Annotated in this window: 21 protein-coding genes; 9 read left to right on the top strand and 12 right to left on the bottom strand. The window is 65.9% G+C overall.

The window, feature by feature from the left end; all coding sequences use genetic code 11:
- The first annotated feature begins 65 nt into the window (after nt 1-65).
- Both AC1KVE_RS15755 and AC1KVE_RS15750 read left to right on the top strand, forming a co-directional pair.
- Nucleotides 66-953: an SDR family oxidoreductase gene (locus tag AC1KVE_RS15755; RefSeq protein WP_481092888.1), complete on the top strand. Its 888-nt coding sequence runs from the start codon at nt 66-68 to the stop codon at nt 951-953.
- Between the two features lie 546 nt (nt 954-1,499).
- Nucleotides 1,500-2,945, top strand: coding sequence for an OprO/OprP family phosphate-selective porin (locus tag AC1KVE_RS15750; protein WP_047127880.1), 1,446 nt, complete (start codon nt 1,500-1,502; stop codon nt 2,943-2,945).
- Nucleotides 2,946-3,097: 152 nt separating this feature from the next.
- Here AC1KVE_RS15750 and AC1KVE_RS15745 read toward each other — a convergent pair whose 3' ends face one another.
- The 3 genes from AC1KVE_RS15745 to msuE all read right to left on the bottom strand — a co-directional run bounded on the left by AC1KVE_RS15745 (nt 3,098) and on the right by msuE (nt 5,900).
- Complete coding sequence (locus AC1KVE_RS15745) at nt 3,098-4,129, bottom strand: methionine synthase (RefSeq protein WP_481092889.1); 1,032 nt, start codon at nt 4,127-4,129, stop codon at nt 3,098-3,100.
- 28 nt (nt 4,130-4,157) lie between these two features.
- Complete coding sequence (locus AC1KVE_RS15740; protein ID WP_016904546.1) at nt 4,158-5,141, bottom strand: DUF1852 domain-containing protein; 984 nt, start codon at nt 5,139-5,141, stop codon at nt 4,158-4,160.
- A 165-nt stretch (nt 5,142-5,306) separates the two neighbouring features.
- A complete protein-coding gene (gene msuE, locus AC1KVE_RS15735) occupies nt 5,307-5,900 on the bottom strand; it encodes an FMN reductase (protein WP_481092890.1) in 594 nt (197 codons plus the stop codon).
- 97 nt (nt 5,901-5,997) lie between these two features.
- Between msuE and AC1KVE_RS15730 the strand changes: the two genes are divergently transcribed.
- The 4 genes from AC1KVE_RS15730 to AC1KVE_RS15715 all read left to right on the top strand — a co-directional run bounded on the left by AC1KVE_RS15730 (nt 5,998) and on the right by AC1KVE_RS15715 (nt 10,802).
- Nucleotides 5,998-6,912 carry a LysR family transcriptional regulator gene (locus tag AC1KVE_RS15730; RefSeq protein ID WP_024938835.1) on the top strand — a complete coding sequence of 305 codons (915 nt, stop codon included), beginning with the start codon at nt 5,998-6,000 and terminating at the stop codon, nt 6,910-6,912.
- Nucleotides 6,912-7,577: an epoxyqueuosine reductase QueH gene (locus tag AC1KVE_RS15725; protein WP_039517469.1), complete on the top strand. Its 666-nt coding sequence runs from the start codon at nt 6,912-6,914 to the stop codon at nt 7,575-7,577. Before AC1KVE_RS15730 ends, AC1KVE_RS15725 begins: the two co-directional genes overlap by 1 nt.
- A 115-nt stretch (nt 7,578-7,692) precedes the next feature.
- Complete coding sequence (locus tag AC1KVE_RS15720; RefSeq protein ID WP_481092891.1) at nt 7,693-8,559, top strand: methylenetetrahydrofolate reductase; 867 nt, start codon at nt 7,693-7,695, stop codon at nt 8,557-8,559.
- A gap of 284 nt (nt 8,560-8,843) precedes the next feature.
- The gene (locus AC1KVE_RS15715) at nt 8,844-10,802 is read left to right on the top strand and encodes a choice-of-anchor X domain-containing protein (RefSeq protein ID WP_481092892.1); all 1,959 of its coding nucleotides are present in this window, start codon (nt 8,844-8,846) and stop codon (nt 10,800-10,802) included.
- A 959-nt stretch (nt 10,803-11,761) separates the two neighbouring features.
- On the opposite strand, the gene AC1KVE_RS15710 is transcribed toward AC1KVE_RS15715, so the two are convergent.
- A complete protein-coding gene (locus tag AC1KVE_RS15710) occupies nt 11,762-12,520 on the bottom strand; it encodes an SDR family oxidoreductase (protein WP_481092893.1) in 759 nt (252 codons plus the stop codon).
- Nucleotides 12,521-12,618: 98 nt separating this feature from the next.
- On the opposite strand from AC1KVE_RS15710, the gene AC1KVE_RS15705 reads away from it, so the two are divergent.
- On the top strand, nt 12,619-13,572 hold the full coding sequence (locus tag AC1KVE_RS15705; RefSeq protein WP_435012514.1) for an AraC family transcriptional regulator: 954 nt from the start codon (nt 12,619-12,621) through the stop codon (nt 13,570-13,572).
- A 106-nt stretch (nt 13,573-13,678) separates the two neighbouring features.
- Here AC1KVE_RS15705 and AC1KVE_RS15700 read toward each other — a convergent pair whose 3' ends face one another.
- Genes AC1KVE_RS15700 through AC1KVE_RS15690 form a run of 3 tightly spaced genes read right to left on the bottom strand, consistent with a single transcriptional unit; the run spans nt 13,679 to nt 19,566 of the window.
- The gene (locus AC1KVE_RS15700) at nt 13,679-15,133 is read right to left on the bottom strand and encodes an efflux transporter outer membrane subunit (protein ID WP_481092894.1); all 1,455 of its coding nucleotides are present in this window, start codon (nt 15,131-15,133) and stop codon (nt 13,679-13,681) included.
- On the bottom strand, nt 15,133-18,282 hold the full coding sequence (locus tag AC1KVE_RS15695; RefSeq protein ID WP_481092895.1) for an efflux RND transporter permease subunit: 3,150 nt from the start codon (nt 18,280-18,282) through the stop codon (nt 15,133-15,135). Before AC1KVE_RS15695 ends, AC1KVE_RS15700 begins: the two co-directional genes overlap by 1 nt.
- 9 nt (nt 18,283-18,291) lie before the next feature.
- A complete protein-coding gene (locus AC1KVE_RS15690; protein ID WP_065033093.1) occupies nt 18,292-19,566 on the bottom strand; it encodes an efflux RND transporter periplasmic adaptor subunit in 1,275 nt (424 codons plus the stop codon).
- Nucleotides 19,567-19,802: 236 nt separating this feature from the next.
- Between AC1KVE_RS15690 and baeS the strand changes: the two genes are divergently transcribed.
- Both baeS and AC1KVE_RS15680 read left to right on the top strand, forming a co-directional pair.
- Entirely contained in the window at nt 19,803-21,182 is a 1,380-nt protein-coding gene (gene baeS / locus AC1KVE_RS15685) for a sensor histidine kinase efflux regulator BaeS (RefSeq protein ID WP_481092896.1), read from the top strand.
- Nucleotides 21,182-21,886: a response regulator gene (locus AC1KVE_RS15680; protein WP_481092897.1), complete on the top strand. Its 705-nt coding sequence runs from the start codon at nt 21,182-21,184 to the stop codon at nt 21,884-21,886. Before baeS ends, AC1KVE_RS15680 begins: the two co-directional genes overlap by 1 nt.
- An 83-nt stretch (nt 21,887-21,969) precedes the next feature.
- Here the strand turns inward: AC1KVE_RS15680 and AC1KVE_RS15675 are convergent, their stop codons facing one another.
- From AC1KVE_RS15675 to AC1KVE_RS15655, 5 genes are all read right to left on the bottom strand, one after another.
- Nucleotides 21,970-23,109, bottom strand: coding sequence for an MFS transporter (locus tag AC1KVE_RS15675; RefSeq protein ID WP_481092898.1), 1,140 nt, complete (start codon nt 23,107-23,109; stop codon nt 21,970-21,972).
- Between the two features lie 133 nt (nt 23,110-23,242).
- Nucleotides 23,243-24,094, bottom strand: coding sequence for a formyltetrahydrofolate deformylase (gene purU, locus AC1KVE_RS15670; RefSeq protein WP_226427148.1), 852 nt, complete (start codon nt 24,092-24,094; stop codon nt 23,243-23,245).
- Between the two features lie 68 nt (nt 24,095-24,162).
- On the bottom strand, nt 24,163-24,555 hold the full coding sequence (locus tag AC1KVE_RS15665; protein ID WP_016901471.1) for an XVIPCD domain-containing protein: 393 nt from the start codon (nt 24,553-24,555) through the stop codon (nt 24,163-24,165).
- A gap of 214 nt (nt 24,556-24,769) precedes the next feature.
- Nucleotides 24,770-25,645 (bottom strand): NAD(P)-dependent oxidoreductase, encoded by an 876-nt coding sequence (locus AC1KVE_RS15660; RefSeq protein ID WP_154831258.1) that lies wholly within the window; start codon nt 25,643-25,645, stop codon nt 24,770-24,772.
- Between the two features lie 37 nt (nt 25,646-25,682).
- Complete coding sequence (locus AC1KVE_RS15655) at nt 25,683-26,801, bottom strand: NADH:flavin oxidoreductase/NADH oxidase (protein ID WP_226427014.1); 1,119 nt, start codon at nt 26,799-26,801, stop codon at nt 25,683-25,685.
- Nucleotides 26,802-26,803 lie beyond the last annotated feature (2 nt).

Genomic DNA, 26,803 nt, shown 5'->3' with positions numbered 1-26,803 from the left:
AGGTGCGCGGACCAAGAGTCTAGATAGTAGACCACACCTCTTATCAATACCTACTGGAGTTCACCATGGCACACACCTCCCCCCTGATCCTCGTCACCGGCGCCAGCGGGCAGCTGGGCGCATTGGTGGTCGACGCATTGCTGGCGCGTGTCCCGGCCGCTCGGATCGTAGCAACGGCCCGCGATACTGCGTCACTCGCGCAGTTCGCAAAACGCGACATCACCGTGCGTCGCGCCGACTACGCGGACCCGCAGAGCCTGGATCAGGCCTTCGCAGGTGTGGGCCGGGTGCTGCTGGTGTCGTCCAATGCGGTGGGCGAACGCGTGCCGCAGCACCGCAACGTGATCGAAGCCGCCAAGCGTGCCGGCGTGGAGTTACTGGCCTATACGAGCGTGCTGCATGCCGATACCAGCACGCTGGCACTGGCACCCGAGCATGTGGCCACCGAGGCGCTGCTGCGCGAGAGCGGCGTGCCGCACGTACTGCTGCGCAATGGCTGGTACACCGAGAACTACACCGGCTCGATCGCGGCCGAGGTGGCGCATGGCGCGGTGATCGGCAGCGCCGGCGAGGGCAGGATCAGTGCGGCCACGCGCGCCGACTATGCCGAGGCCGCCGCAGCGGTGCTGGCCGCCGACACGCCGCAGGCCGGCAAGGTCTACGAACTGGCCGGCGATACGGCCTTCACGATGGCCGAGTATGCCGCCGAGGTGACGCAGCAGTCGGGCAAGCCGGTTGCCTATCACGACCTGCCCGAAGCCGACTACGCAGCGGCCTTGGTGCAGATCGGGCTGCCGGCTGCATTCGCACAGGTGTTGGCGCAGTGTTCGGCCTCCTCGCGCGGCGGCAGCCTGTTCGACGACAGCCACACGCTGAGCCAGCTGATCGGCCGCCCGACCACCCCGCTGCGCGATGCGGTGGCGGCGGCATTGCAGGCAACGCCGGGCGGCTGAGCCGAGCCCTGGCACGGTGCTGCTCGACAGCCCGCAGCAGCATCGGCGCGGCGCTACGCCACGCTGTGCGTGATCCGGCAAAGGCGGGCGATGACCCGCCTTTGCCATGATTCTGAGTCATCGTCCCTTGCCCACGCGTTGGCGACGACGACAGCACGCCATGGCCGTGCACAGCACGCGCTTCGGCCTTTGCGTCGGCAGCTGCTCCTGGCGGCACCATCTGCCCATGGCACCGCAGGCCCGATGGCCGGCAGCAGCAACCAAAGCGTCACATCCGTGCCTGATGCCCGCGCAGCGCGCCGCTGGGCCCGCCTTCTGCACGTCGCACAACTGACACGCGCCAGACACGCAGCTGACACAGCGTTGCGCTGCGCGGGGCCGCCGATGTCACCAAACTGACATCAAATCTAAATATAACTGCACGCATTGCCGCACCGTCAGGACGACCGGGCGCCTGGTGGGCGTGCCGGCGCCGTGTTCGCCGCCCGCCGGGCAGCGCCGGCCTGACGCTGCCGCCGACCCGTTTCCCTTGCACGAGCCGGACCAATGAAAAAACGCAATCTCGCCACCGTCCTGTGCGCCCTCAGCGCGACCGCCAGCGGCAGCACGCTGGCCGCCGAGCTGGAGCTGTACGTCGACCGCAAGACCAAGCAGATCTTCGCCGAGCCGGCCCCGGGCCGCGACAAGCTGGGCAAGTTCGTGCAGGTGGACGAGAACGGCAAGCTGCCGGCGTCGGCGATGCCGGCCGCACCGGCACTGCCGCCCGCCCCTGCGGCGCCGGTGCCTGCCGACACCGCCATCGCCCAGGCCGCACCTGCACCCGTACCGGCTGCGGCACCGGCCAAGGCTGGCGAGGCCGGCAAGAAGTGGTACGACAAGCTGAGCCTGCGCGGCTACACGCAGATCCGCTACAACCAGGGCATCGGCGGCGACGCGCAGGATCTGCGCGCACCCGGCGACCGCTTTATCGGCAACGACCAGAGCCTGGGTATCCGGCGTGCGCGCCTGGTGCTGAGCGGCGATCTCAACGAGCACGTGTCGCTGTACTTCCAGCCGGACTTTGCGAGCACGCCGACCGGTTCGACCACCTCCAACTTCGCGCAGCTGCGCGATGCGTATGCCGACATCTACTTTGACAAGAAGCGCGAGTACCGCGTGCGCGTGGGCCAGTCGAAGATGCCGTACGGCTGGGAGAACCTGCAGTCCAGCCAGAACCGTCTCACCCTGGACCGTGCCGACGCGCTCAACTCCGGCCTGCGCGACGAACGCGATATCGGTGCGGTGTTCTACTACAGCCCCACCGTGGCCAAGGGCCGCTTCCAGGACCTGGTCAAGTCGGGCTTGAAGGGCTCGGGCGACTACGGCGTGATCGGTGCCGGCGTGTACAACGGCCAGGGCGCCAACCGCGCCGAGCGCAACGACAGCATGCATGCGGTAGTGCACGCCACCTACCCGTTCAAGTTCGCCAACGGCCAGTACCTGGAAGTGGGTGCCGATGCCTACAGCGGCCGCTTCGTGCCGACCGCGGCGGCAGTCAACATCGGTGGCCGCAGCTTCACCCCGGCCATCACCGACCCGAACGGCTACACCGACCAACGCGTGGCCGCGCACATCATCTACTACCCGCAGCCGTTCGGCCTGCAGGCCGAGTGGACGGTGGGCCGCGGCCCCGAGCTGGATGTCGCACAGCGGCGCATCCGCACCCGCTCGCTGAGCGGCGGCTACGTGCAGGCGATGTACAAGCACGATGGCAGCTACGGTACCTTGCTGCCGTACCTGAAGTGGCAGACCTACCGCGGCGGCTCCAAGTTCGACACCAATGCGCCGCGCATGCGCCTGGACGAAGTGGAAGCCGGCGTCGAGTGGCAGCCGATGGATGCGCTGGAACTGGTGTTCGCCTACTCGAAGATGAAGCGCACCGACGTCACCACCGCGCCGTATCCGGTGGTGGAAGGCGACTTGCTGCGGCTGCAGTTGCAGGTCAATTACTGATCCCTGCACCGTGATGGAAGACCAACAAGCCCCCGCAGGCGGGGGCTTGTTGGTGGTTGCGTCGCGAGCCGTGGTGGCGACGTGCGTCGGCACGATGGCGCTAGCCGCGGCCCTGTTGCTTCGGCCGCCGACCCAGCGCCGGCACCGGCGCGCTAGCGGGCTGCCAGTTCCGCGCGAATGATGTCCGCGCCTGCGCTGAGGGCCTTGAGCTTGCCTCTTGCAACGTCACGGGCCAGAGGCGCCATCCCGCAGTTGGTGGACGGGTAGAGCTTGTCGGCATCGACGAAGCGCAGCGCCTTGCGCAGCGTAGCGGCCACTTCTTCCGGCGTTTCGATCGTATTGCTTGCCACGTCGATGGCCCCGACCATCACCTTCTTGCCGCGCACCAATTCGATCAGGTCGATCGGCACGTGCGAGTTGTGGCACTCCAGCGAGATGATGTCGAGCGTGGATGTCTGCAGCTTGGGAAACGACTCTTCGTACTGACGCCACTCCGACCCCAGGGTCTGCTTCCAGTCGGTATTGGCCTTGATGCCGTAGCCGTAGCAGATGTGGACGGCGGTCTCGCACTTGAGCCCCTCGACCGCACGCTCGAGAGTGGCAACACCCCAGTCGTTGACCTCGTCGAAGAAGACATTGAAGGCCGGCTCGTCGAACTGGATGATATCCACGCCGACCGCTTCCAGCTCCCTGGCTTCCTGGTTGAGGATGACGGCAAATTCCCACGCCAGCTTTTCGCGGCTTTTGTAGTGCGCGTCGAAGAGGGTGTCGATCATCGTCATCGGGCCAGGCAGCGCCCATTTGATCGGCTGGCGGGTCTGCTGGCGCAGGAACCTAGCATCGTCCACGAACACCGGCCTGGGGCGGCTCACCGCGCCAACGACGGTGGGGACGCTGGCGTCGTAGCGATTGCGGATCCTGACGGTTTCGCGCTTTTCGAAATCGACGCCGCTGAGGTGTTCGATGAAGGTGGTGACGAAATGCTGGCGGGTCTGCTCGCCGTCGCTGACGATATCGATGCCGGCGTGCTGCTGTTCCTGCAGCGACAGGCGCAATGCATCCTGCTTGCCTTCGATCAGTTCCTCGCCCTGCAGCTTCCAGGGCGACCAGAGTTTCTCCGGCTGCGCGAGCCAGGACGGCTTGGGCAGGCTGCCGGCGGTGGAGGTAGGGAGCAGCTTTTTCATGATGAGTGGTGTCTTGCGTTCTTGTTGATCAGACAGCGTGGTGGGAAACCCACTGCGCGAGAATCTTGCCGTAGGGCCTGATGAAGTGCTCCTCGGTGAATTTGCCCTGCGTCACCGCGAGCTGGCTGCGCTCTTCCCGGTCGTAGACGATCTGGGTAGAGGAATAATCCTGGTGCTTCAGGCTCGGCTGGTAGATGGCCCCCGCCGCGGAATTGGCGTTGTAGATTTCCGGGCGGTAAATCTTCTGGAACGTCTCCATAGTGCTGATGGTGCCGATCAGCTCGAGATTGGTGTAGTCGTTGAGCAGGTCGCCGAAGAAGTAAAAAGCCAACGGGGCGACACTGTTGGGAGGCATGAAATAGCGCACCTGCAGGCCCATCTTCTCGAAGTAGCGATCGGTCAGGGAAAATTCGTCCTGCCGGTATTCGATGCCGAGCACGGGGTGCCGGTTGCCGGTTCGGTGATAGACCCTGCTGCTGGAGACGCTGATGCAGATGACCGGCGGCTTGGCGAAACGCGCCGTATAGGCGTCCGAGTCCACGAAGTGCTTGAACAGCTTTCCGTGCAGGCTACCGAAATCATTCGGGATGCTGAAGCCGGATGCGTCCTGATTGTGCGCCGGCAGCAGCACGCTGAAATCGTAGTCGCGCACGTAGGAGGAGAAATTATTCCCTGCGATGCCATCGATGCGCGCGCCGCTCGTCTTGTCGAGGATGCTGGGCTTCAATATCTCGATCAGCGGAAATGCATCGCCGCTTTCGTTCTCGCCGATGTTCATCTCGACAGAGATGATGTCCAGCTCCACCGCGTAGCGGTCGCGGGTGGGGTTATCCCAATGCGCCAGGTCGTTGCAGCGGTTGTTGATCATCGCAAGCGTGTTGCGCAGGTTTTCCTGCCGACGCTGGCCCCTGGCCAGGTTGGCAAAGTTCGTCGTGTTGCGCGTGTTGGCCGCGGGACGGTAGTCCTCGTCAAACCGCTGACGTTTGATGCTGAAGGTGAATTCCTGAGTCATTGCAAGCTGACGCCTTGTTTCCGAAATTGAATAGGAGCGCAGGTCTCGGCGCAGGGGGGATTCCTGCTGGATGGATGCCGGGACTCTGGATCTGCGGACAGTTGCCAACCGATCCTGTAGCCGGCGAAGGGTGGCGGCCCGCCGCGCAACGGTGGCCGGGTGGCGTCAGGCCGCGGCCACGTTTTTTGCGGCAATGGCACCTGCCGGCCGCGTCAATGCGATCAGCGGCAGTGCGCGCTGTACCGCCAGCCTGGCCCGCTCGGCCAGGGCCTCGTTGTGCACGCGGTAGTCCAGGAAGTCGCGGTCGGTGGCGTAAACACCCAGCGGCAAGGTGCGCGCCTGGAAGAAGCTGAAAAGTGGCCGCAACTGGTGGTCGATCACCAGCGCATGGCGCTCGCTGCCGCCGGTAGCCGCCAACAGCACCGGGGTGTCGATCAAGGCATCCTGGTGGATGAAGTCAAAGAAGTGCTTGAACAGCCCGGTGTAGGAGCCGCGATAGACCGGCGTGGTCACCACCACCACGTCCGCCTGCTCCACGGCCGCAAGTTCCTGCTCCACCGTTGCCGGCAGCTGCGAGCGCCAGACCGCGCCGGCGAACTGCGGCGCCAACGCCCCGAGTTCGACCAAATGTTGCTCGCACGGCACGGCAGCGGCGATCAGCGCCAGCATGTGCTCGGCCAGGGCGACGGCCTTGGAGGGGCGCTGCAGCCCGCCGGAGACCGCGACGACGCGGAGGGGGTGTGGCACGTTGACAGTCATGCGGGTTGACCTGAAACGACGAACCCCGATGCTAGGGCTCGTATTCAATGAAGTAAAATGGTGTTATTTCAACAATCCATGAATTCGGATCATCTGAATGCTTGAGCGCATCCATCTCACCATCGTCCAGCAGGTCGAGCAGCAGGGCTCGCTGACCGCCGCTGCCGGCGTGCTTAACCTGACCCAGTCGGCGCTGAGCCACAGCATGAAGAAGCTGGAGCAACAGCTGGGCACCGACGTGTGGCTGCGCGAGGGACGCAACCTGCGCCTGACCCAGGCCGGCCAGTACCTGCTGGCGGTGGCCAACCGGGTGCTGCCGCAGCTGGACCTGGCCGAGGAGCGCCTGGGCCAGTTCGCGCAGGGCGAACGCGGTGCGCTGCGCATCGGCATGGAATGCCATCCCTGCTACCAGTGGCTGCTCAAGCTGGTGGCGCCCTATCTGGCCACCTGGCCGGATGTGGATGTGGACGTCAAGCAGAAGTTCCAGTTCGGCGGTATCGGCGCGCTGTTCGGCTACGAGATCGATCTGCTGGTCACGCCCGACCCGCTGTACAAGCCCGGGCTGCGGTTCGAGCCGGTGTTCGACTACGAGCAGGTGCTGGTCGTGGCCAAGGGCCATGCGCTGGCGTCGGCCGCCTACGTCAAGCCCCAGCAACTGACGCGGGAAGTGCTCATCAGCTATCCGGTGGACCTCGAGCGCCTGGACATCTACAGCCAGTTCCTGCTGCCGGCCGGTGTCACGCCCAGGCGCCACAAGGCCATCGAAACCACCGACATCATGATGCAGATGGTGGCCAGTGGCCGCGGTGTGGCCGCCATGCCACGCTGGCTGGTGGAGGAATACGCCGCCAGGATGGACGTGGTGCCGGTGCGACTGGGTGCGCGCGGCATCGCCAAGCAGATCTTCCTGGGCGCACGCGAGGCCGATATCGCCGTCGACTACCTGCGCGCCTTCATCGAACTGGCCCGCCAGCCTGCCAATGGCACCGCCACGACATCCGGAGCCCACTGATGGATACCACCGCAACCCGCACACCACTCCCCCTGCCTGCCGGCCACGACAAGGTGTTGCTGCATTCCTGCTGCGCGCCGTGCTCCGGCGAGGTGATGGAGGCCATGCTGGCGTCCGGCGTCGACTACACCATCTTCTTCTACAACCCCAACATTCATCCGCGCAAGGAATACGAGCTGCGCAAGGATGAGAACATCCGCTTTGCCGAGCAGTGCGGCGTGCCCTTCGTCGATGCCGACTATGATCGGGACAACTGGTTCGAGCGGGCCCGCGGGATGGAGAACGAACCCGAGCGCGGCGTGCGTTGCACCATGTGCTTTGACATGCGCTTCGAACGCACTGCGCTGTATGCGCACGAGCACGGCTTCCCGGTGATCACCAGCTCCCTGGGCATCTCGCGCTGGAAGAACATGCAGCAGATCAACGACTGCGGCGTGCGCGCTGCGGCCAGGTACCCCGGCCTGATGTACTGGGAATACAACTGGCGCAAGGGCGGCGGTTCGTCGCGCATGGTCGAGATCAGCAAGCGCGAGAACTTCTACCAGCAGGAATACTGCGGCTGCGTCTACTCGCTGCGCGACACCAACCGGCACCGCGTGGAAAGCGGGCGCAATCGCATACAACTGGGCGTGAAATTCTACGGCGATGCGGAACAGGACGATTGAGTGCCGGGGGGGGCCAGGACGCCGCCGGAATTTCAACGTTCTCCCTGGCCCCTGCCCGCTCGATCGGGGCTGACGCCGCGGCGCAGCCAATCACCACGACAGGACGGCAACACCCTTGATCGACCCGGACACGCCCAGCCTCGCCGGCACCATCACCGAGGCCTATTCGCTGGAGGTCAGCGCAAAGCACATTGCCGGGCTGGCTGCAGCGGCGCCCCGGATCACGCGTGGCGCAACCATTGCCATCCCCTACCTACCCAACCAGGACGACGATGCGCGGCTGGCCGCAGCACGGATGGTGCGCGCACTCGGCTTTCAGCCGATGCCGCACCTATCCGCGCGCCGTATCGCCTCGCGCGAGCAGCTGCATGCCTTTGTCAGCCGCGCCGTCGATGACGCCGGCGTCGAGTGCTGTTTGGTGATTGCGGGCGATCCGCCTGCTCCGCTCGGGCCGTTTCCGGACAGCTTGTCGCTGATCGATACCGGGATCTTTGAGCGCTCCGGCATCCGGACCATCGCCGTGGCGGGGCATCCGGAAGGGCATCCAAGCATGCCTGCAGCCGATCGATGGGAGGTGCTGCAGCGCAAGTGTCGCAGCATCACCGAGCGCGGCATGGCGCCGCTGATCGTCACCCAGTTCGCGTTCGATGCCGACATCGTGCTGACGTGGTTGCAGGCGCTGCGCGCGCACGGCATTGCACATCCCGTACGTGTGGGCGTACCCGGTCCTGCCGGCGTGGCGGTGCTCGCACGCTATGCTGCCAGCTGCGGTGTCGGCGCATGCGCATCGATGCTGTCCAAATACGGCATCTCGCTCGGCAAGCTGTTGGGCACCGCAGGGCCGGATCGTTTTGTGGAACGGCTGGCCACTGGCCTGACTGATGCGCACGGCGAGGTCCGCATGCACTTCTACCCGTTTAGCGGCATCGCGCAGACTGTCGCGTGGGTGGAGCAGTACCGCTCCCGCTCCGCGCGCGTTTAGGCGGACTGAGGCGCGCCGAATTCGGCGCTGTAGATCGACCGCAGACCTGTGCGTTGTAGCAAGCAATGCGTTGCAGGCCTCGCCATGTCTAAGACCCAGATCACAATCTTTACTTTTTAGTTTTGGCGTTTTGTTTGCTGCGCGTGAGGTGTTGCAGCGCACAGCAGACCTGTCACAAGCGCGCGGTATAAACATCGGCGAATCGCGGCGAGGGGGCGCTGCATCCGATGCCGTTGCCATGCGCGGCGGCATCGCTTCTGCAACGTTCAAGGAGAGATGTCGCCATGCCGAAGCCGTCGCTGTTGTCCCTGCTGTGCACCCTGTCGCTGGTCTCCACGCCGCTTGCCGCGGCCGAGCTGCAACCCAAACAACTGGCTGGCCCACCGGAGGAGTTCGCGCAGATGCGCGCGCCCGATCCGGCCGAGTCAGCGATCCTGTCCAAGAGCGCCTTGCTGCCGGTGGAGTTGGCGCCGGCCGGCAAGTCTGCACGCTGGCAAGGCAGCTTGCCGGTGGAGAACGGCCATCTGCGTTTCATGGTGCTGGCCGGCGATCAGCCGTGGGAGGCGGCGGTGACTGCACCACGCGTTGCCGGCGCACGTGCCGCTGCTGTTGCACCGCAGCTGCAGGCACAACGCACACTGTTGGGCAGCGCCGAGAGCGGCACCAGCGGCATGCGTTACGCGGTGGAGTCCGCGCAGAACGGCAACTGGGCGCTGACGCTGCAATCGGCGGCGCCGGTGGCGCAACGCGGGTATGTGCTGATGGAAGGCGATGCGCGCACGCAGCTGGCCTCGTACCCGCGCCATCGTCGGCAGCAGGTCGGCCAGTCGCTGACGCTCAACGCGTTGCTCAGCGGCAACGATGCAGCCGGCGCGAGCTTGCTGGCCGCGCAGGCGGGGCAGATCGAGACAGCGAGCCTGCGTGTGATCGACCCGCAAGGCGGCATCCGCACGCTGCCGATGGCCGATGACGGACAGCACGACGATGGCGCTGCCGGCGATGGCGTGTATGGCGGCACGTTCCAACCGACAGCCGAAGGCACCTGGATCGCACAGGTGATCGTGCGCGGTCGCGACCAGGCCGGGCAGCCGTTCGTGCGCACCAGCGAGCATGTGTTGCCGGTGCTGGATACCTCCCTGCGTCTGCTCGGCAACGCACTCAGCGCACGCGCTGCCGACGGCACCCGGCTCAGCATTGCCTTGCCGATCGCCGCGCGCGGCAAGGCACCATCGCATTACCGCGTGTTTGGCCAGGTCTGGGGCACCGATGCCAAGGGCAAGGACGTGCCGGTGGCGTGGATCGGCGGCATGCTGACGCCGCAGCAAGGCCAGCTGCCGTTGAGCCTGGACGAACGCTGGGTCACGCGTGCCGGCGCGCGTGCGCCGTTTACGCTGCGCGGGCTGCGCATCGAAGACCCGGACCATTACATCCCGCTGGTACAGGCCGACACGCTGCCCTTGCAGCTGCCCGCGTTGCGCCGCGCCAGCATCGCGCGCTCTGCCGCTGCGATCGACGAGAGCATGCGCATGGGGCCACGTCCGACGACGCTGGCCCGTGCCACTGCGATGGCGCAACCGCAGGCCGCGGGGTCGCAACTGGTGCTGGTGCATGGCTATTGCTCCAACGGCGTGTGGCCGCAGGCGCAGTTCACCAATGCGTCCTCGTTCCTTGATGCCAAACAGAACCGCAGCAACGACCAGTTCGCACAGCGCTTGGCGCAGTTCGCCAGTCAGTGGTCCTCGTTCGCGACGGTGGCGCACAGCCAGGGCGGCATGGCCGCGCTGCATCTGTATACCTACTACTGGAGCGGGCTGGATAACGCTACGGGTGGGCGGGTGATGCAGTCGGTCGGCACGCCGTACCAGGGCACCAATCTGTCCGGCATTCTGGCGGCGGTGGGCTCGTGGTTCGGCGTGGGTTGCGGCACCAATACCGACATGACCTACGACGGCGCCAAAGCCTGGCTGGCCGGTATTCCGGCCGATGCGCGCGCCAAGGTCAATTACTACACGACCTCGTTCGCCAAGACCAACTGGTACACCAACGACTACTGCAACGCGGCCTCGGACCTGGTACTGAACGACCCGGAAGATGGCACCGTGGAGCAGGTCAACGCGCAGCTGCCGGGCGGCGTCAATCGCGGCCACACCACCGGGCAATGCCACACCACCGGCATGCGCGACCCGGCGCAGTATCTGGATGCCAGCCGCAATGCGGTGATGAACGCCAACGCGGCGAAGTGATGCGGTTCTAGCAATGATTGAACGCTGTGGGTGCATCGGTTTCTAGAGCGGATGATCTGCGGCTTGGTTGCAAGGCCCTTGCCCGCCCACCCTCGCGGGACACGCCGCACGTACGTCCATGTAGGCTCTTACGCGGCATCCATGCCGCGTAAGGTCCCGCGACGGTGAGCGGGCAAGGACCCATTGAGATGGTCGGTGTACGTGGTTGCAAGCGGTGCATGAACTGCGCTGATCGAATCACCGTACGTTCGATCAACCCCTCACCATTTTTCCATCCCAACCCGAGCAGCAGGCGGGCTTTCAACACACAAGCCACAGACTGTTGATTTGCCACCGCAAGCCGAGCAACAAGCTCTTAAGAAAGCAGCCGACTAACTCTCTGGTGCGGTGTCCTTGCCGGTTGCGGGCCTCTCGGCGGCATGGATGCCGCCGAGGAGCCTCCACGGATGGATTCACGGCGTGTCCCGCAAGCGGTGAGGGCATCGCACGTTCAACCCACCTAGCTCTTGACTCAAGGCTTGGAGCGCGCCTTGACGGAGCTAGGGTTCGAAGGCTTGGTTGCTTTATGCATGGTGTCGCGATGCACTTGGACTATGTGGATAGATCAGGTGTAGAGCTGCTGATCTACGGCTTGGCTGCAGGGCCCTTGCCCGCCCACCATCGCAGGACACGCTGCAAGTACGTCCTTGTTAGCTCTTACGCGGCATCCATGCCGCGTAAGGTCCCGCGACGGTGGGCGGGCAAGGACCAGTCGAGATAGTCGGTGTGCAGGGTTTTAAACAAAGATACCGATCAACTCTCTGGTGCGGTGTCCTCGCCGATTGCGGGACCGTGTGGCGGCATGGATGCCGCCACCGAGCCCCCAGGGATGGGTTCACGGCGTGTCCCGCAAGCGGTGAGGGCACCGCGCACTCGACCGACTCAGCTTTTGATTTCGGTACAGCGGTCGAAAGGTTTTACTAGCCACTCCAAGCCGCTTCGGAAGCCCACAGTTCTGCATCCGCGCCTGCAGGAATAAACATCGGCGCGGCCGGATCGGTGGCTGCGCGCCAGATGGCCTGCGCGACATCGATCGACTGCGTTTCGGGGCCGGCGGATGCGCTCATGCGCGCCATCGTCTGTTGCATAAACGTTCCATAGACCTCGTCATCAAGACCGCGAAGACCCGCGCGGGCATTGGCACGAAATTCCGTCTCCCCGCACGAGCCCGGCGAGACGATGCGCACGCGGATACCGAAGTCCTCCAGCTCGGCGGCCAGCGATTCGCTCAGCGCATTCACCGCGGCCTTGGCTGCGCGGTAGGCACCGATCAGTGGGAGGGGTTTGAGCGTTGCGCTCGACGACACGTTGACGATGACCCCTGCGTGGCGCGCACGCATCTGCGGCAAGACCGCCTGGGTTACCGCAAGCGTGCCGAAGGTATTGGTCTCGAACAGATCACGCACCGACTGCAGGCTTGCCAGCTCCAGCGGCGCGGGCGCACCGGAGCCTGCATTGTTGACGAGAACGTCGACCGTGCCGGCCGCAGCGATCGCGGTCTGGATGCTCGCGGCATCGGTGACATCGAGCTGCAACACCCTCATTCGTGGCGACGCAGGAAACAGGTCTTCGCGTGGAGTGCGCATGGTGGCGACCACATTCCAGTCGCGCTCTAGGAAGTAATTGGCGGTCGCCAAGCCAAAGCCGGATGAGCAACCAGTGATGAGTACGGTTTGCATGAAGCGCCCTCGGTGATGTTGTGAGGGATGTACGTTAGGCGTCGAATGTCGTACTTACGATATTCTAAAGTGCTTGATTCATTTGCGAGAGTCCAATGCTGCCCGACCCGCTTACCGAGGTTGTCCTGCTGCTCAGGCCGGCGGCACGGTTTTCCAAGCTTGTCGTGGGCGCCGGTGCGTGGTCGGCACACCGCTCCGATGCGCCAGGCCCGTTTTATTGCGCAGTGATCGAAGGGACGTGCCGGCTGACGCTCGAAGATGGCGAGGCGCGTGTTCTTGAAGCAGGCGACTTCGTGCTGGCACCGGCCATGCTGGCCGTCACGCTCTCCAGCCTGCAGGCGTCGACCGGGCAGGCCCACACGGTGCCGACCAACATGGGCGATGGCACTTTCCGTATCGGCGCGCAGGACGGCCCGGCGGATCTTCGCATCGTGATTGGGCATTGCAGCTTCGGCTCGCCCGATGCCGCGCTACTGGTGTCGCTGCTGCCCCGGCTGGTGCATGTGCGCAGCGAGCCGCGACTTACCACGCTGGTGACTCTGGTTGGCGAAGAGGCACGTGCAACCCGGCCCGCACGCGAGGTGGTGCTTGCGCGGCTGTTGGAGGTGCTGTTGATTGAAGCATTACGCTCGCTGACAGCGAGCGACACGACGCCAGGACTGGTGCGCGCGTTATCCGACGCGCGGCTGGCGGCGGCAATGCGTGCACTGCACGGTGCACCGGCGCATGCGTGGACGGTCGATGCATTGGCCAAGGAAGCGGCGCTGTCGAGATCATCGTTCTTTGCGCGCTTCAACCGGGCAATGGGCATGGCGCCGATGGAATATCTACTGGCATGGCGCATGGCGCTGGCAAAGACGCTTCTGTCAGAACAAGGGCTTGGCGTAGCGCAAGCCGCGCAGCGTGTGGGGTATGGCTCGGCAAGCAGTTTCAGCGTTGCCTTCACCCGCCATACCGGCAGCCCACCATCGCAGTACGCGCGCGAGCGTGCTGCAGCGCCTGCAATGTCTGCAATGTCTGCAATGTCTGCAATGTCTGCAGACGCTTTGTAACGGCATCAGGTGTGCCAGACCCGAGCGCGCAGTGCCGCCTGCAGCTGCAGTGAGAAACAGCTGCAACTGCAGGCAAGTGCCCTCGCACTGGCGCATCGATGCATGACTACTGTTGCGCTACCGGTGGCGGTTGCGATTGCGCATCGGCGCCGCCGCCGAGCACCTTGTACAAGGTCACCCGGTTGCTTGCTTCGGTCAGCCGCAGGCTGATCAAGGTCTGCTGTGCGCTATAGAGCGAGCGTTGCGCGTCCAGCGCCACCAGATAACTGTCCACGCCGTTGCGGTAGCGCGCATCCGACAGGGTGAAACCGCGTTGTGCCGCATCCACCAGAGCGCGTTGTGCGTCCATGCGTTCGTCCAGCTGGGTGCGCTCGGCCAGCGCGTCGGCCACTTCGCTGAAGGCGGTCTGGATCGCCAGTTCGTATTGGGCGATGGTGATGTCCTTCTGCAGCTTGGCCACATCCAGTTCGGCCTTCAAGGCGCCGGCGCGGAAGATCGGCAGGCTCACGCTGGGCGTGAACGACCATGTGTGGTCGCCATCGAACAGGCTGGACAAGGCATCGCTGCCGCGCCCGACATTGCCGGTGAGCGAGATGGTGGGGAAGAACGCCGCACGCGCCGCACCGATGTCGGCGTTGGCGGCCTTGAGCGTGTGCTCGGCCGACAATACGTCCGGGCGCTGCAACAGCACGCGCGACTCCAGCTGCGCCGGCAACGGTGCCAATGCCACGCCGCTCTCGATCGCATCGGCAGCCGGCAATAACGCCGCCGGTACCGGCGTGCCCACGACCAGGTTCAGCGCATTGCGCGACTGCGCCAGCTGTGTGGTGAAGCTGGCGACATCGGCGCGCGCGCTTTCCACGCTGGTCTGGATCTGCGCCAGATCCAGCCCGGAGACGATGCCGTTGTCGTGCTGCAATTCGGTCAGGCGCAGCGTCTTGCGCTGGCTCTCCAGGGTCTGCTGGGCAAGTGCCAGCCGCTGCTGATCGGCGGCCACGGTGAGCCAGTCGCTGGCCACCTCGGCCACCAGGCTCAGGCGGGTGCTGCGCTGGGTCTGCTCGCTGGCCAGATAGGTTTCCAGCGCTTCGTTCTTGAGGCTGCGGATGCGCCCGAACAGGTCCAGCTCCCAGCTGCTGATTCCCACCTGCCCGGTGGCGCTGCGGATGATCTGCGGCGCGCCGGTGAAACTGGTCGCGGCCGCAGCACGTTGCGCCGTGTGCGAGACGGTGGCGTCCACCGCGGGAAACAGGTCCGCACGCTGGATGCGGTACTGCGCACGTGCCTGCTCGATATTGAGCACGGCCACACGCAGGTCGCGGTTGTTGTCCAGCGCCAGTGCGACCACCTGTTGCAGGCGCGCATCGACCAGCACCTGCCGCCAGTCCAGCCCAGCCGCAGCGGTAGTGCGGCCATCGGCACTGTCGCCGTGAGGCGGGCTGCCGGTGTCGCCGACCACGCCGGGCACCGGCGCATCCGGGCGCGCATATTGCGGCGCCATGCTGACGCAGCCGCTCAATGCGATGGCACAGGCCACCGCCAGGCTGAGGGATGTCGTGCGCATCATGGCGTTACCTCGGAGGTGGAAACGACGGGGGAGTGCGCGGCCGCCTTGCCGGGAAACAGGCTGCGCACCATCACGTAGAACAACGGTACGAAGAAGATGCCCAGCACGGTGGAGGCCAGCGTGCCGCCGAGCACGCCGGTGCCCAGCGAATGGCGTCCGCCGGAGCCGGCGCCGCTGCTGATCACCATCGGCAGCACGCCGAGCATGAAGGCCAGCGAGGTCATCAGGATCGGGCGCAGGCGCATGCGTGCGGCGTGCAGGGTGGCCTCGATCAAGGGCTGGCCTTTCTCTTCCAGCTCCTTGGCGAACTCCACGATCAGGATGCCGTTCTTGGCGGCCAGGCCCATCGTTGCCAGCAGGCCGACCTGGAAATAGATGTCATTGGACAGCCCGCGCATCCAGGTCGCCAGCAGCGCGCCGACGATGCCCACCGGCACCGCCAGCATCACCGAGATCGGGATCGACCAGCTCTCGTACAACGCGGCCAGGCACAGGAACACGAACACCAGCGACACCGCGTACAACATCCAGGTCTGGGTGCCGGCCGCCTGCTCCTGATACGACATGCCCGACCAGGCGTAGCCCACGCCCTTGCCCATGCCGTCCACTTCGCCGGCGACCGCGGTCATCGCATCGCCCGAGCTGATGCCGGATGCGGCGCTGCCGGTGATCTCCATCGATTCGCTGCCGTTGAAGCGGGTCAACACCTGCGGCGCATACGCCCAGGCGCTGCTGGCGAACGCGGAGAACGGCACCATGGCGGCGTCGCTGTTGCGCACGTACCAGCGGTCGATATCGCCGGGCAGCATGCGTGCGGACGCTTCGCCCTGCACGTACACGCGCTTGACCCGGTTGTTGTTGAGAAAATCGTTGACGTAGCGCCCGCCCATCAACGTGGAGAGCGTGGTGTTGATGTCGGCTGCGGCCACGCCCAGCGCGCCGGCCTTGGCATCGTCGATCTGCACGCGGTAGGTCGGCGCATCGTCCAGGCCGTTGAAGCGCACCGCCGTCAGGTTCTGATTGCCGTTGGCCAGCTGCAGCAATTGCTTGCGTGCTTCCACCAGCGCCTCGTGGCCGTTGCCGGCGGCATCCTGCAGCTGCAGGGTGAAACCGGAACTGGTGCCCAGCCCGTTGATGGCCGGCGGCGTCAATGCAAACACCTGCGCGTCGGGCAGCGTCATCATCATCGCGCCGGTGATGCGCTGGGCCACCTCCTGCGCCGAACCCTCGCGGTCGGCCCAGTCCTTGAGGCGGATAAAGCCCATGCCCGAGTTTTGGCTGCTGCCGGCCAGGCTGAAGCCGGAGATGGTCATGATGCCCTGCACTTCCGGCTGCTTGAGGATGAACGCGGTGGCCTGGTCGATCGACTGCTGGGTGCGTTGCTGGGTGGCACCGGCCGGCGCACTGAACATCACCATCAGCATGCCCTGGTCTTCCTCGGGCAGGAACGCGCTGGGCAACCGCCAGAACAGCAGACCAAGCACCACCAGCAACAGCGCGTAGACCAGCGAGCCGAGCTTGCGATGGCCGACCACGCGCTCCACGCCACGCCCGTAGCGTTCGGTACCGCGATCGAAGCGGGTGTTGAACCAGGTGAAGAATGTGCCCAGCGCGCCCTTGCGCGAGACATGGCCGCCCTTGTCGATGGGCTTGAGCAAGGTGGCGCACAGCGCCGGACTCAGGGTCAGCGCGACCACCAGCGACAGGATCATCGCCGCGGCAATGGTCACCGAAAACTGCCGATAGATCTCGCCGGTGGCGCCGCCGAAGAAGGCCATCGGCAGAAACACCGCCGTGAGCACCAGCGCGATGCCGACCAGGGCGCCGGTGATCTGGCCCATCGAGGTGTGCGTGGCCTCGCGCGGCGACATGCCCTGCTCGGCCATCAGCCGCTCGACGTTTTCCACCACCACGATGGCATCGTCCACCAGCAGGCCGATCGCCAGCACCATCGCGAACATGGTCAGCGTGTTGATCGAAAAGCCCAGCAGCGACAACACCCCGAAGGTGCCCATCAGCACCACCGGCACCGCGATCACCGGCACCAGCGTGGCACGCCAGTTCTGCAGGAACAGGTACATGACCACGACCACCAGCACGATCGCTTCGATCAGGGTCTTGACCACTTCCTCGATGGAGATGCGCACGAACGGCGTGGTGTCGTAGGCGACCTCGTACTTCAGGCCGGCCGGAAAATACGGCTTGAGTGCATCCAGCTTGGCTTCCACCAGCTTGGCCGCGTCCAGCGCATTGGCGCCGGTCGCCAGCTGCAGGCCCATGCCCGAGGCAGCCTTGCCGTTGAACTTGGAACTGGAGCCGTAGGATTCCGAGCCCAGCTCCACCCGCGCGACATCGCGCAGGTAGACCGTGGCGCCGCCGGCATCGGACTTGAGCACGATGTTCTCGAACTGCGCCGGTGTGCGCAGCTTGCTGCGCGAGGTCACCGTGGCATTCAACTGCTGGCCCTGCAGCGCCGGCAATGCGCCGAGCGCGCCGGACGAGACATCGGCGTTCTGCGCGGTGATCGCGCTGCTGACATCCGAGGGCATCAATGCGTAGGTGTGCAGTTTCTCCGGATCCAGCCAGACGCGCATCGCGTACTCGGCACCGAACACGTTGACGCTGCCGATGCCGTTGAGGCGGCTGATCGGGTCCTGCAACGAGGACACCATGTAGTCGCCGATGTCGGTGCTGTCCATGCTGCCGTCTTCGGAAGTGAAGGCGAGCACCATGAACATGCTGCCGCTGGCCGACTTGGTCACGGTCACGCCATTGGTCTTGACCTCGTCAGGCAGCAGCGCCTCGCCTTGCGACACCTTGTTCTGCACCTGCACCTGCGCGGTGTCCGGGTCGGTGCCGGACTCGAAGGTCAGCGTGAGTTGCGCGGTGCCCGCCGAGCTGCTGCTGGAGGACATGTAGAGCAGATTGTCCAGGCCTGTCATCTGCTGTTCGAGGATCTGGGTGACCGAGTTCTGCACGGTCTCTGCGGAGGCGCCGGTATAGGTCGCACTGACCGTCACCGAGGGCGGTGCGATGTCCGGGTATTGCTCCAGCGGCAGCGAGAAGATCGAGATCGCGCCGGCCAGCGTGATGACGATGGCGATGACCCACGCGAAGATGGGACGGTCGATGAAGAAACGAGCCATGGGAGTTCCTCAGTCGGCCTTGGGCGTGGCGCTGGCCGGCGCTGCAGGCGTCGGCGTGGCCGCACGCGCAGCGGCAGCAGGTGCGCCCGGTACGGCTGCAGCGGCTGCATTCGGCGCCGCTGCAGGCGCGGCCGCAGTGGCGCTCACCTCGCGCGTCTTCACCGGCATGCCGACCTGGATCTTCTGCAGGCCCTGCACGATCACGCTCTCGCCCGCAGACAGCCCTTCGCTGACCACCCAGCGATCGCCCACCGCATCGCCGGTCTTGAGCACGCGCTGCGCCACCTTGCCATCGGCGCCGACCACCATCGCCACCGCCTCGCCCTTGCTGTTGCGGGTGACGGCCTGTTGCGGCACCAGGATCGCCTGCTCGTTGACCGCCATCGACAGCACCGCCTTGACGTACATGCCGGGCAACAGCAAATGGTCGGGGTTCGGAATCACCGCACGCAGCTTCACCGTGCCGGTGGTGGCATCCACCGCGGTATCCACCACTTCCAGCGTGCCGGTGCGCGCGTAGGCAGTGCCGTCTTCCAGCAACAGCTTGACCTCGGCCTTGCCATCGACCGCCTTGAGCTGGCCGGCATCGAGCTTGCGCCGCAGCTGCAGCAGCTGCGCGCTGGACTGACTGACATCCACATAGATCGGATCGAGCTGGTTGATGGTGGTGAGCACATCGGTCTGGTCGGCGGTGACCAGCGCGCCCGGGGTGAAGCTCGAGGTGCCGATACGGCCGCTGATCGGCGCGGTGATGCGGGTGAAATCCAGATTGAGCTTTGCGGTCTGCAACGCCGCCCTGGCCGCGGTGACTGCGGCTTCGTTCTGACGCAAGGTGGCGGTGGCGTCGTCGCCGTCCTGCTGGCTGACCGCATCCAGCTTGACCAGCGTCTGATACCGCTGCGCCTTGGGCCTGGCCGAGAGCACCGCCGCTTCGGCCTGCGCCAGTTCGCCTTGCGCGGACGCATACGCAGCCTGGAACGGCGCCGGCTCGATCTGGTACAGCACCTGCCCGGCCTGCACCTGCTCGCCTTCGGTGAACAGCCGCTTGCGCAGGATGCCGCCCACTTGCGGGCGCACCTGCGCGCTTTGATAGGCCACGGTGCGCCCGGGAAGCGTCTGGTCCAGCGCCAGGCGCTGCACGTCCACGCGTTGCACGCCCACTTCCACTTGCCGCTGCTGCGGCGCTTGCGCAGGCGAACACGCCGCCAGCGCGACGGTGATCATGGCGGTCAGCAGCCACTGACGCGGCACCACGGCAGAACGGGAGGAAGCAACGCAACGCATACGGCGCACTCGGGAGTGATCGGAGGATGCGCACGCTACGCTGCGAATATGGAGCAAATTTGAAGATTTGCATCGGCAGACAGCAGGCGCTTGCTTTCGGGGTTTAATGAAGTCCCAATACGGTTGTGCACGACATGCGCTACACCGGCAGCGGCAGGCGCCGCTGCTGCAACCTGGCGTGACTGCAGCAAGCACCCACGCCTGACCTCGTTCGCAACAAGGTTGTCCCAGCCTCGATGAAACTCGGAATCACCGCCAAACTCTTCCTCGCCATCCTCAGCGCCTGCATTGCAGTGCTGCTGATCAATGGCCTGGCCGGGCAGCTGTTGCTCAGGAAGCAGTTCCTCGACTATCTCAGCGAGCAGGGCATCGAGCGGATGCTGGAAGTGTTGCCGCGCGTGCAGGCCGACTACGCCAAGCACGGCGACTGGAACTTCATCCGCGACAATCCCGACGCCTGGTTCGTGCTGATGCGCCCGGAGCTGCCGCAGAACCTGCCGCCACGCGCACCACCGATCTCCGATCAGACCGGCGCGGTGTTTCGTTTCGCGCTGCTGGATCGCGACTACCGGGTGATCATCGGCAACCCCGACGTCAGCCGCACCGACACGCTGCGCCCGGTCGTGGTGCACGGGCAGACGGTGGGCTGGATGGGCATGCTGCCCTTCGAGAAGGTGCTGACCGCCAACGACGCGCGCTTCTACCAGGCCCAGCAACGTCTGTGGTGGACTGTCGGCGCGGCGTCCATCGTGGTGGCCGCGCTGTTCGGCTGGCTGCTGTCGCGCACCTTGCTGCGGCGCGTGCGCAGCCTGACCGCGGCAACCCATCGCCTGGCGGCCGGCGACTACGGCACGCGACTGGAGGCGCGCATGCGCGATGAGCTCGACCAGCTCGCGCGCGACTTCAACCAGCTGGCGCAGGCACTGGACAACAACGAACGTGCGCGTCGCGATTTCATGGCCGATGTCTCGCACGAGTTGCGCACGCCGCTGGCGGTGCTGCGCGCCGAGCTGGAAGCGCTGCAGGACGGCATCCGGCCGATGACGCGTGAATCGCTGACCTCGTTGCACCAGGAGGTCGGCCAGCTCGGCAAGCTGATCGAGGATCTCTACGACCTGTCGCTCACCGATGTCGGCGCGCTGGCCTACCGGCGCGCGCCGATCGATCTGAGCGTGGTGCTGCAGTCCACGTTGGCCGGCATGCACACGCGCATTGCCGCAGCCGGGCTCACGCTGCAGGCCCACGGCATCACTGCGCCGTTGCATGTCGACGGCGACGAGCGTCGCCTGCAGCAGCTGCTATCCAACCTGCTGGAAAACGCCTTGCGCTACACCGATGCCGGCGGCCAGTTGCGGGTGCAGTGCGCACGGCGCACGCACCTGGTGGAGATCGTGATTGAAGACAGCGCGCCCGGCGTGCCGGCAGACAAGCTCGATCGCCTGTTCGAGCGCTTCTATCGCGTGGAAGGCTCGCGCAATCGCGCCAGCGGCGGCAGCGGGCTGGGCCTGGCGATCTGCCGCAATATCGTCGGCGCGCACGACGGCGAGATCCACGCCACCGCTTCGCCCCTGGGCGGCCTGCGCGTGACGCTGCGGCTGCCGGCCCTGGAGGACTGATGGACGACACCACCACAGCACCGCACGCACACGTGCTCATCGTCGAAGACGAACCGCGCCTGGCTGCAGTGCTGGGCGAGTATCTGCACGCGGCCGGCTATTCGCATCATTGGGTGGCCGATGGTGCGCAGGCGATTGCCGCGTTTCGCGCGCAGTCGCCGGATCTGGTCCTGCTGGACCTGATGCTGCCCAATCGCGATGGCATGGAGATCTGCCGCGAGCTGCGCAGCCTCGGCGCTGTGCCGGTGATCATGGTGACCGCGCGCGCCGAAGAGATCGACCGCCTGCTCGGGCTGGAGATCGGTGCCGACGACTACATCTGCAAGCCGTTCAGCCCGCGCGAGGTGATTGCACGGGTGCGCGCGGTGCTGCGCCGCCACCGGCACGATCCCAATGCGGTGCCCACGCATGGATTGCTGATCGATGAGGCCGCCTGCCGCGCCAGCGTGGCCGGGCGCGACCTGGATCTGACCCAGGTCGAGTTCCGCCTGCTGCGCACGCTGTGCGCAGCGCCGGGGCGTGTCTACTCGCGCGAACAGTTGATGGACCACGTGTATGTGGACCACCGCATCGTCACCGATCGCACTGTGGACAGCCACATCAAGAACCTGCGCCGCAAGCTGGCCGAGGTGGGCGGCGAAGAATGGGTGCGCTCGGTCTACGGCGTGGGCTATCGCTTCGAGTACCTAGCCACCGAAGCGTAATCAATATCCCCCCTCGTAGGAGCGTGCCTGCGCGCGACGCACTCCCGATACTCCAGCGACCACAGGCGCGCGACCCTCAACACTCACATCTTCAACCAACGCGTCGACATCGCCACACCGACCATCAGCACCGCAACACCGAGCAAGGCGCCGACCAGGCCGATGCCATGCGCGGCGAAACCGATCATGGCCGGCCCGGCCAGGATGCCCGCATAGCCCAGTGTGGTGACCGCAGTGATGGCGATGCTCTCCGGCATGCGCGTCTGGTTGCCGGCCAACGAGAACAGGGCCGGCACGATATTGGCGCAGCCCAGGCCGACCAATACGTAACCGGCCAACGAGGCCTGCCATGGGCTCACCAGCGTGAGCACGCAGAAGCCCGCGCTGGCCAGCAGCGCGCCCACCACGATCGAGCGGATGCGCCCCAGGCGCTCCACCACCGCATCGCCCAGCAGGCGCGTCACCGTCATGGTCAATGCAAACACCGCATAGCCCACGCCGGCGGTGCTCGGGGCGACCTGGTGCACATCGGCCAGGAACACCGAGCTCCAGTCCAGAATGGTGCCTTCGGCCAGGAACACCACAAACGCCAGGATGCCGATGAACAACACGATGCCCCTGGGCAGCGCCAGCAACGGCCCCTGTTGCGCCACGCGCTCGGTCCGCCAGTGGCGTACCGCCAGCGCGCCGACAAGCAGCATGGCGATCACCCCGGCAACCGCCGCGCTCGGCGGGGAGAGCTGCGCCGACAGCAGCAAGGTCATCGCGCCGGCCCCGACAAACCCGCCGATGCTGAAAAACGCATGGAATCCCGACATCATCGCGCGCCCGGCATCGCGCTCGACCACCACCGCCTGCATGTTCATCGCGCAATCCATCGCGCCCACGCCGGCGCCGAACACGAACAGTACCGCGCCCAGCAACCACGGATCGGCGACAACCGCCAGCAACGGCAGACTGAGACAGATCAGCGCCGACGTCACCGCCATGACCGCACGGAAACCGAAGCGTGCCGACACCGCGCCGGCCAGCGGCATCGCCAGGAACGAGCCTGCCCCCAGGCACAGCAGGATCAGGCCAAGCGCGCCATCGTCCACGCCGGTCCTGGCCTTGGCGAATGGCACCAGCACCGCCCAGACCGCGGCAGCAAAGCCGGGAATGAAGAACGCCGCGCGGGTGGCGTGCTGTTGCGCGCGAGCGCTGGAGCCGGGGATTAGCGACATGCAAAAAATTCCAAAAGGAAGCGGCGAGGAGAGTGCGACGGTGGCACCAGTCCCGCGCGCTCGCTGGCCGGACCTTGCCCGACCACCGCTCCCTTGCGCGTACTGCAACCGTCCGTGGGGATATGCGACGCTGCTAGCGAAACACCACCGTGCGATGGCCATTGAGCACGATGCGGTGCTCGACATGGCGACGCACCGCACGCGCAAGCACCAGCGATTCGGTATCGCTGCCCAGCCGCACCAGATCACGCGGCGTCATCGCGTGATCCACGCGCGCCACGTCCTGTTCGATGATCGGGCCTTCGTCCAGATCTTCGGTGACGTAATGCGCGGTGGCACCGATGATCTTGACCCCGCGTGCGTGCGCCTGGTGATACGGTTGCGCGCCCTTGAAGCTGGGCAGGAAGCTGTGATGGATATTGATCGCCCGCCCCGCCAATGCGTGGCACAACGCGGGCGAAAGAATCTGCATGTAGCGCGCCAGCACCACCAGATCGATCTGCAGCGCCTCGACCAGCGCAAGCAGCTGCGCTTCCTGCGCGGCGCGCGTGTCGGCGCTCACCGGCAGATGGTGGAAGGCGATGCCATAGGAGGCGGCCAGCGGCGCGAAGTCGGCGTGGTTGGACACCACCGCCGCGATATCCACCGGCAATTGCCGGCTATGCATGCGGAACAGCAGATCGTTGAGGCAATGCCCCTGCTTGCTCACCAGCACCAGCAGCCGCGCGCGGCGGCGCGCATCGTGCAGCTGCCAGTCCATCTGGAATTCATCGGCCAGCTGCGCAAAGCGGCGTTCCAGCCCGGCAATGTCGGTGCCCGGCGGTTTGTCGAAGTGCACGCGCAGGAAGAAGCGGCCACTTTCGTCATCGCCAAACTGCTGTGCGTCGAGGATGTTGCAGGCCAGATCGAACAGCAGCCCGGTCACGCGATAGACGATGCCGGTGCGGTCGGGGCAGGACAGGGTGAGGATGTAGTCGGAGCGCATCGGCACAATGATAGCCAATGCGCCCGGCTGCGGGCGCAGTGCTTGCGCCCGTAACTTTCCGCTGCGACTCAGCGCGGCGGCAGGCGCAGCATCAGCCGCCGATTGATCTCGTCCAGTTGCGCCATCGATGCCTCCACCGAGGTCTCCATCGCTTCCTGGGTGGTGATGTGCGCACGCAGATGCGCCGGATCGGCGAGCTCGCCACGCACCAGAAACACGTTCTCGCCCACCTCGCCGACGTGCCGGCTGAGCACCACGTAATCCACCTGGTCGAAGCCATGTTGCTTGGCCAGCGGCAGCAGGCGCGCGGCCATGCGCACGCTGGCCTCGTCGGTGGGTTTGTTCAACTCGGCATCGAGCGCGGCCACCGCTTCGCGGATCTGCGCGAACAGATAGTGGTCCGGATGCTCGGGGTGGTCTGGGCCCACCGGGCCCTGGTCGACGACCGGTACGGCGGTCATCGTGTCCCACCGGCGCAGGTCGTTGCGCGCGGTGTGCGCTCGGTCGAACCGAGCGTGATATGCAGGTGTCGCATCGCATCCTCCCTGGAGCGGCGGCTGTCACGAGCCGGCATTTTAGAAGGTCTGCTGCATGTTGAGGTGAGCAAAACGCATCGCGCGTCACCTGCAAGGCCAGGCACGCTGCGCAGAACCCACGCGCGCGCCTGGGTTGCGATCAGGCCTGCCCGGCCCGCCGCGCCGATACTTCTGCCAGCACCGCCCAGTCGGCGTTGCCGTCGCCATGCGCGATGGCCTCGTCCAGGCCGGCGCGCAGCAACTCGCCCAGCGGCATCGGTACCTGCTTGTCGGCGCCGGCCTGGATCGCCAGATCCACATCCTTGCGGCCCAGGGTGGCGGTGAAGCCGGCGGGCAGGTACTCGCGCTGCATGATCAGGCGGCCGTAGCCCTGGTACGCGGGCGCGGCGAACAAGGTGCTGGTGAGCATGCCCAGGAACTGAGTGGCATCCACGCCGTGGCCGCGTGCCAGCGCGCTGGCTTCGGCCATGGCGCCGATCGCGCTGGCCAGGCAGAAGTTGGCTGCCAGCTTGACCGCATTGGCCTGCTCGGGGGTGCGGCCGATCTCCCAGGTGCGTTGACCGAGCACATCGAACATCGGCTGCACGCGCGCCAGCGCCGCCTCGTCGCCGGCGGCCAGAATGTTGAGCTTGCCGGCTTCGGCCACATCGACCCGGCCGAGCACCGGTGCGGCCACATAGGCCACGCCGCGTTCGGCATGCAGGGCGGTCAGCTCGTGCGCCAGTGCCACCGAGATGGTGGCCATGTTGACGTGCACGCTGCCGGCCGGCAGCGCGTCCAGCACGCCTTGCTCCAGCACGGTGGCACGCACCGCGTTGTCGTCGGCCAGCATCGAAAACAGCAACGGGCCGTGCGCGGCGTCGCGCGGCGCATCCACCACCGTGGCACCGGCCTCGCGCAGCGACTGCGCGCGCTCCGGCGAGCGATTCCACACACACAGTTCGAAACCGCCGCGCAGCAGGTTGTGCGCCATCGGCAGGCCCATCGTCCCCAAGCCCAGAAATCCTATCGGCATGCGTTGTCCTTGTTCGTTATGACGTCTATCGGATGGATCAGCTGGCGAATACGCCACGCGCATCGCGTGGCTCGCAGCGCAGGTATTGCGGCGAGGGCGTGACCGACGCGCCGAGTGCGGCAGCGGCATGCCACGGCCAGCGTGGGTCGTACAGGATGCCGCGCGCCAGCGCGATCGCATCGGCCTGGCCGTCCTGCAGGATCGCCTCGGCCTGCGCCGGCTCGGTGATCAGGCCCACGCCGATCACCGGTGTGCTGACCTGCGCCTTGATCTGCTGCGCAAACGGAATCTGATAGCCCGCCTGCACCGGAATCTGCTGACGCGGATCCAGCCCGCCGCTGGAGACATGGATGTAGTGCGCACCGCGCGCATCCAGCGCCTTGGACAAGGCGAGGCTCTGCTCGAGATCCCAGCCGCCCTCCACCCAATCGGTGGCCGAGATGCGCACGCCGATGGCAATCTTGTCCGACACCGCCACGCGCACCGCGTCGAAGATGCGCAGCGTCAGCCGCATGCGGTTTTCCAGCGAACCGCCATACGCATCGCTGCGCTGATTGCTCAGCGGTGACAGGAACTGATGCATCAGATAGCCATGCGCGGCATGCAGTTCGATCAGCGCCAGGCCCAGGCGTTCGGCGCGCCGTGCCGCATCGACAAAGGCCTGTACCACCGCATCGATGCCGGCCTCGTCCAGTGCCTGCGGCAACGGCTGACCGTCACGGAACGCCAGCGCCGATGCGGACACGGTCTGCCAGCCATGCGCGTGATCCGGCGCGATCGCCTCGCCGCCGTTCCACGGCAGATCGGTGGAGGCCTTGCGCCCGGCATGCGCCAGTTGAATGCCGATCGGCATCGGCGACCACCGTCGCACCGAGTCCAGCACCTCGCCCAGCGCCTGCTCGGTGGCATCGTCGTACAAGCCGAGGTCGGCGTAGGAGATGCGCCCCTGCGGCTGCACCGCGGCCGCTTCCAGGATCAGCAGGCCGGCACCGGATTGCGACAAGGTGCCCAGATGGATGCGGTGCCAGTCGCTGGCGCGGCCGTCCTGTGCAGAGTACTGGCACATCGGGGCGATGACGATACGGTTGGCGAGCGCAAGCGGACCGAAGCGAATGGGGGAGAACAGCTGGCTCAAGGGGGCATCCACAGATGACACGG

The organism is Xanthomonas sp. NCPPB 2864, from assembly GCF_056675615.1.
Note: the sequence above shows the minus strand (reverse complement) of the source record. Positions and strands in the feature narration are given on the sequence as shown.

Excerpts from the sequence above, each read along its gene's own strand:
- AC1KVE_RS15755 (WP_481092888.1), top strand. The coding sequence starts at position 66 with ATGGCACACACCTCCCCCCTGATCCTCGTCACCGGCGCCAGCGGGCAG.
- AC1KVE_RS15750 (WP_047127880.1), top strand. The coding sequence starts at position 1,500 with ATGAAAAAACGCAATCTCGCCACCGTCCTGTGCGCCCTCAGCGCGACC.
- AC1KVE_RS15745 (WP_481092889.1), bottom strand. The coding sequence starts at position 4,129 with ATGAAAAAGCTGCTCCCTACCTCCACCGCCGGCAGCCTGCCCAAGCCG.
- AC1KVE_RS15740 (WP_016904546.1), bottom strand. The coding sequence starts at position 5,141 with ATGACTCAGGAATTCACCTTCAGCATCAAACGTCAGCGGTTTGACGAG.
- msuE (WP_481092890.1), bottom strand. The coding sequence starts at position 5,900 with ATGACTGTCAACGTGCCACACCCCCTCCGCGTCGTCGCGGTCTCCGGC.
- AC1KVE_RS15730 (WP_024938835.1), top strand. The coding sequence starts at position 5,998 with ATGCTTGAGCGCATCCATCTCACCATCGTCCAGCAGGTCGAGCAGCAG.
- AC1KVE_RS15725 (WP_039517469.1), top strand. The coding sequence starts at position 6,912 with ATGGATACCACCGCAACCCGCACACCACTCCCCCTGCCTGCCGGCCAC.
- AC1KVE_RS15715 (WP_481092892.1), top strand. The coding sequence starts at position 8,844 with ATGCCGAAGCCGTCGCTGTTGTCCCTGCTGTGCACCCTGTCGCTGGTC.
- AC1KVE_RS15710 (WP_481092893.1), bottom strand. The coding sequence starts at position 12,520 with ATGCAAACCGTACTCATCACTGGTTGCTCATCCGGCTTTGGCTTGGCG.
- AC1KVE_RS15700 (WP_481092894.1), bottom strand. The coding sequence starts at position 15,133 with ATGCGCACGACATCCCTCAGCCTGGCGGTGGCCTGTGCCATCGCATTG.
- AC1KVE_RS15695 (WP_481092895.1), bottom strand. The coding sequence starts at position 18,282 with ATGGCTCGTTTCTTCATCGACCGTCCCATCTTCGCGTGGGTCATCGCC.
- AC1KVE_RS15690 (WP_065033093.1), bottom strand. The coding sequence starts at position 19,566 with ATGCGTTGCGTTGCTTCCTCCCGTTCTGCCGTGGTGCCGCGTCAGTGG.
- baeS (WP_481092896.1), top strand. The coding sequence starts at position 19,803 with ATGAAACTCGGAATCACCGCCAAACTCTTCCTCGCCATCCTCAGCGCC.
- AC1KVE_RS15680 (WP_481092897.1), top strand. The coding sequence starts at position 21,182 with ATGGACGACACCACCACAGCACCGCACGCACACGTGCTCATCGTCGAA.
- AC1KVE_RS15675 (WP_481092898.1), bottom strand. The coding sequence starts at position 23,109 with ATGTCGCTAATCCCCGGCTCCAGCGCTCGCGCGCAACAGCACGCCACC.
- purU (WP_226427148.1), bottom strand. The coding sequence starts at position 24,094 with ATGCGCTCCGACTACATCCTCACCCTGTCCTGCCCCGACCGCACCGGC.
- AC1KVE_RS15665 (WP_016901471.1), bottom strand. The coding sequence starts at position 24,555 with ATGACCGCCGTACCGGTCGTCGACCAGGGCCCGGTGGGCCCAGACCAC.
- AC1KVE_RS15660 (WP_154831258.1), bottom strand. The coding sequence starts at position 25,645 with ATGCCGATAGGATTTCTGGGCTTGGGGACGATGGGCCTGCCGATGGCG.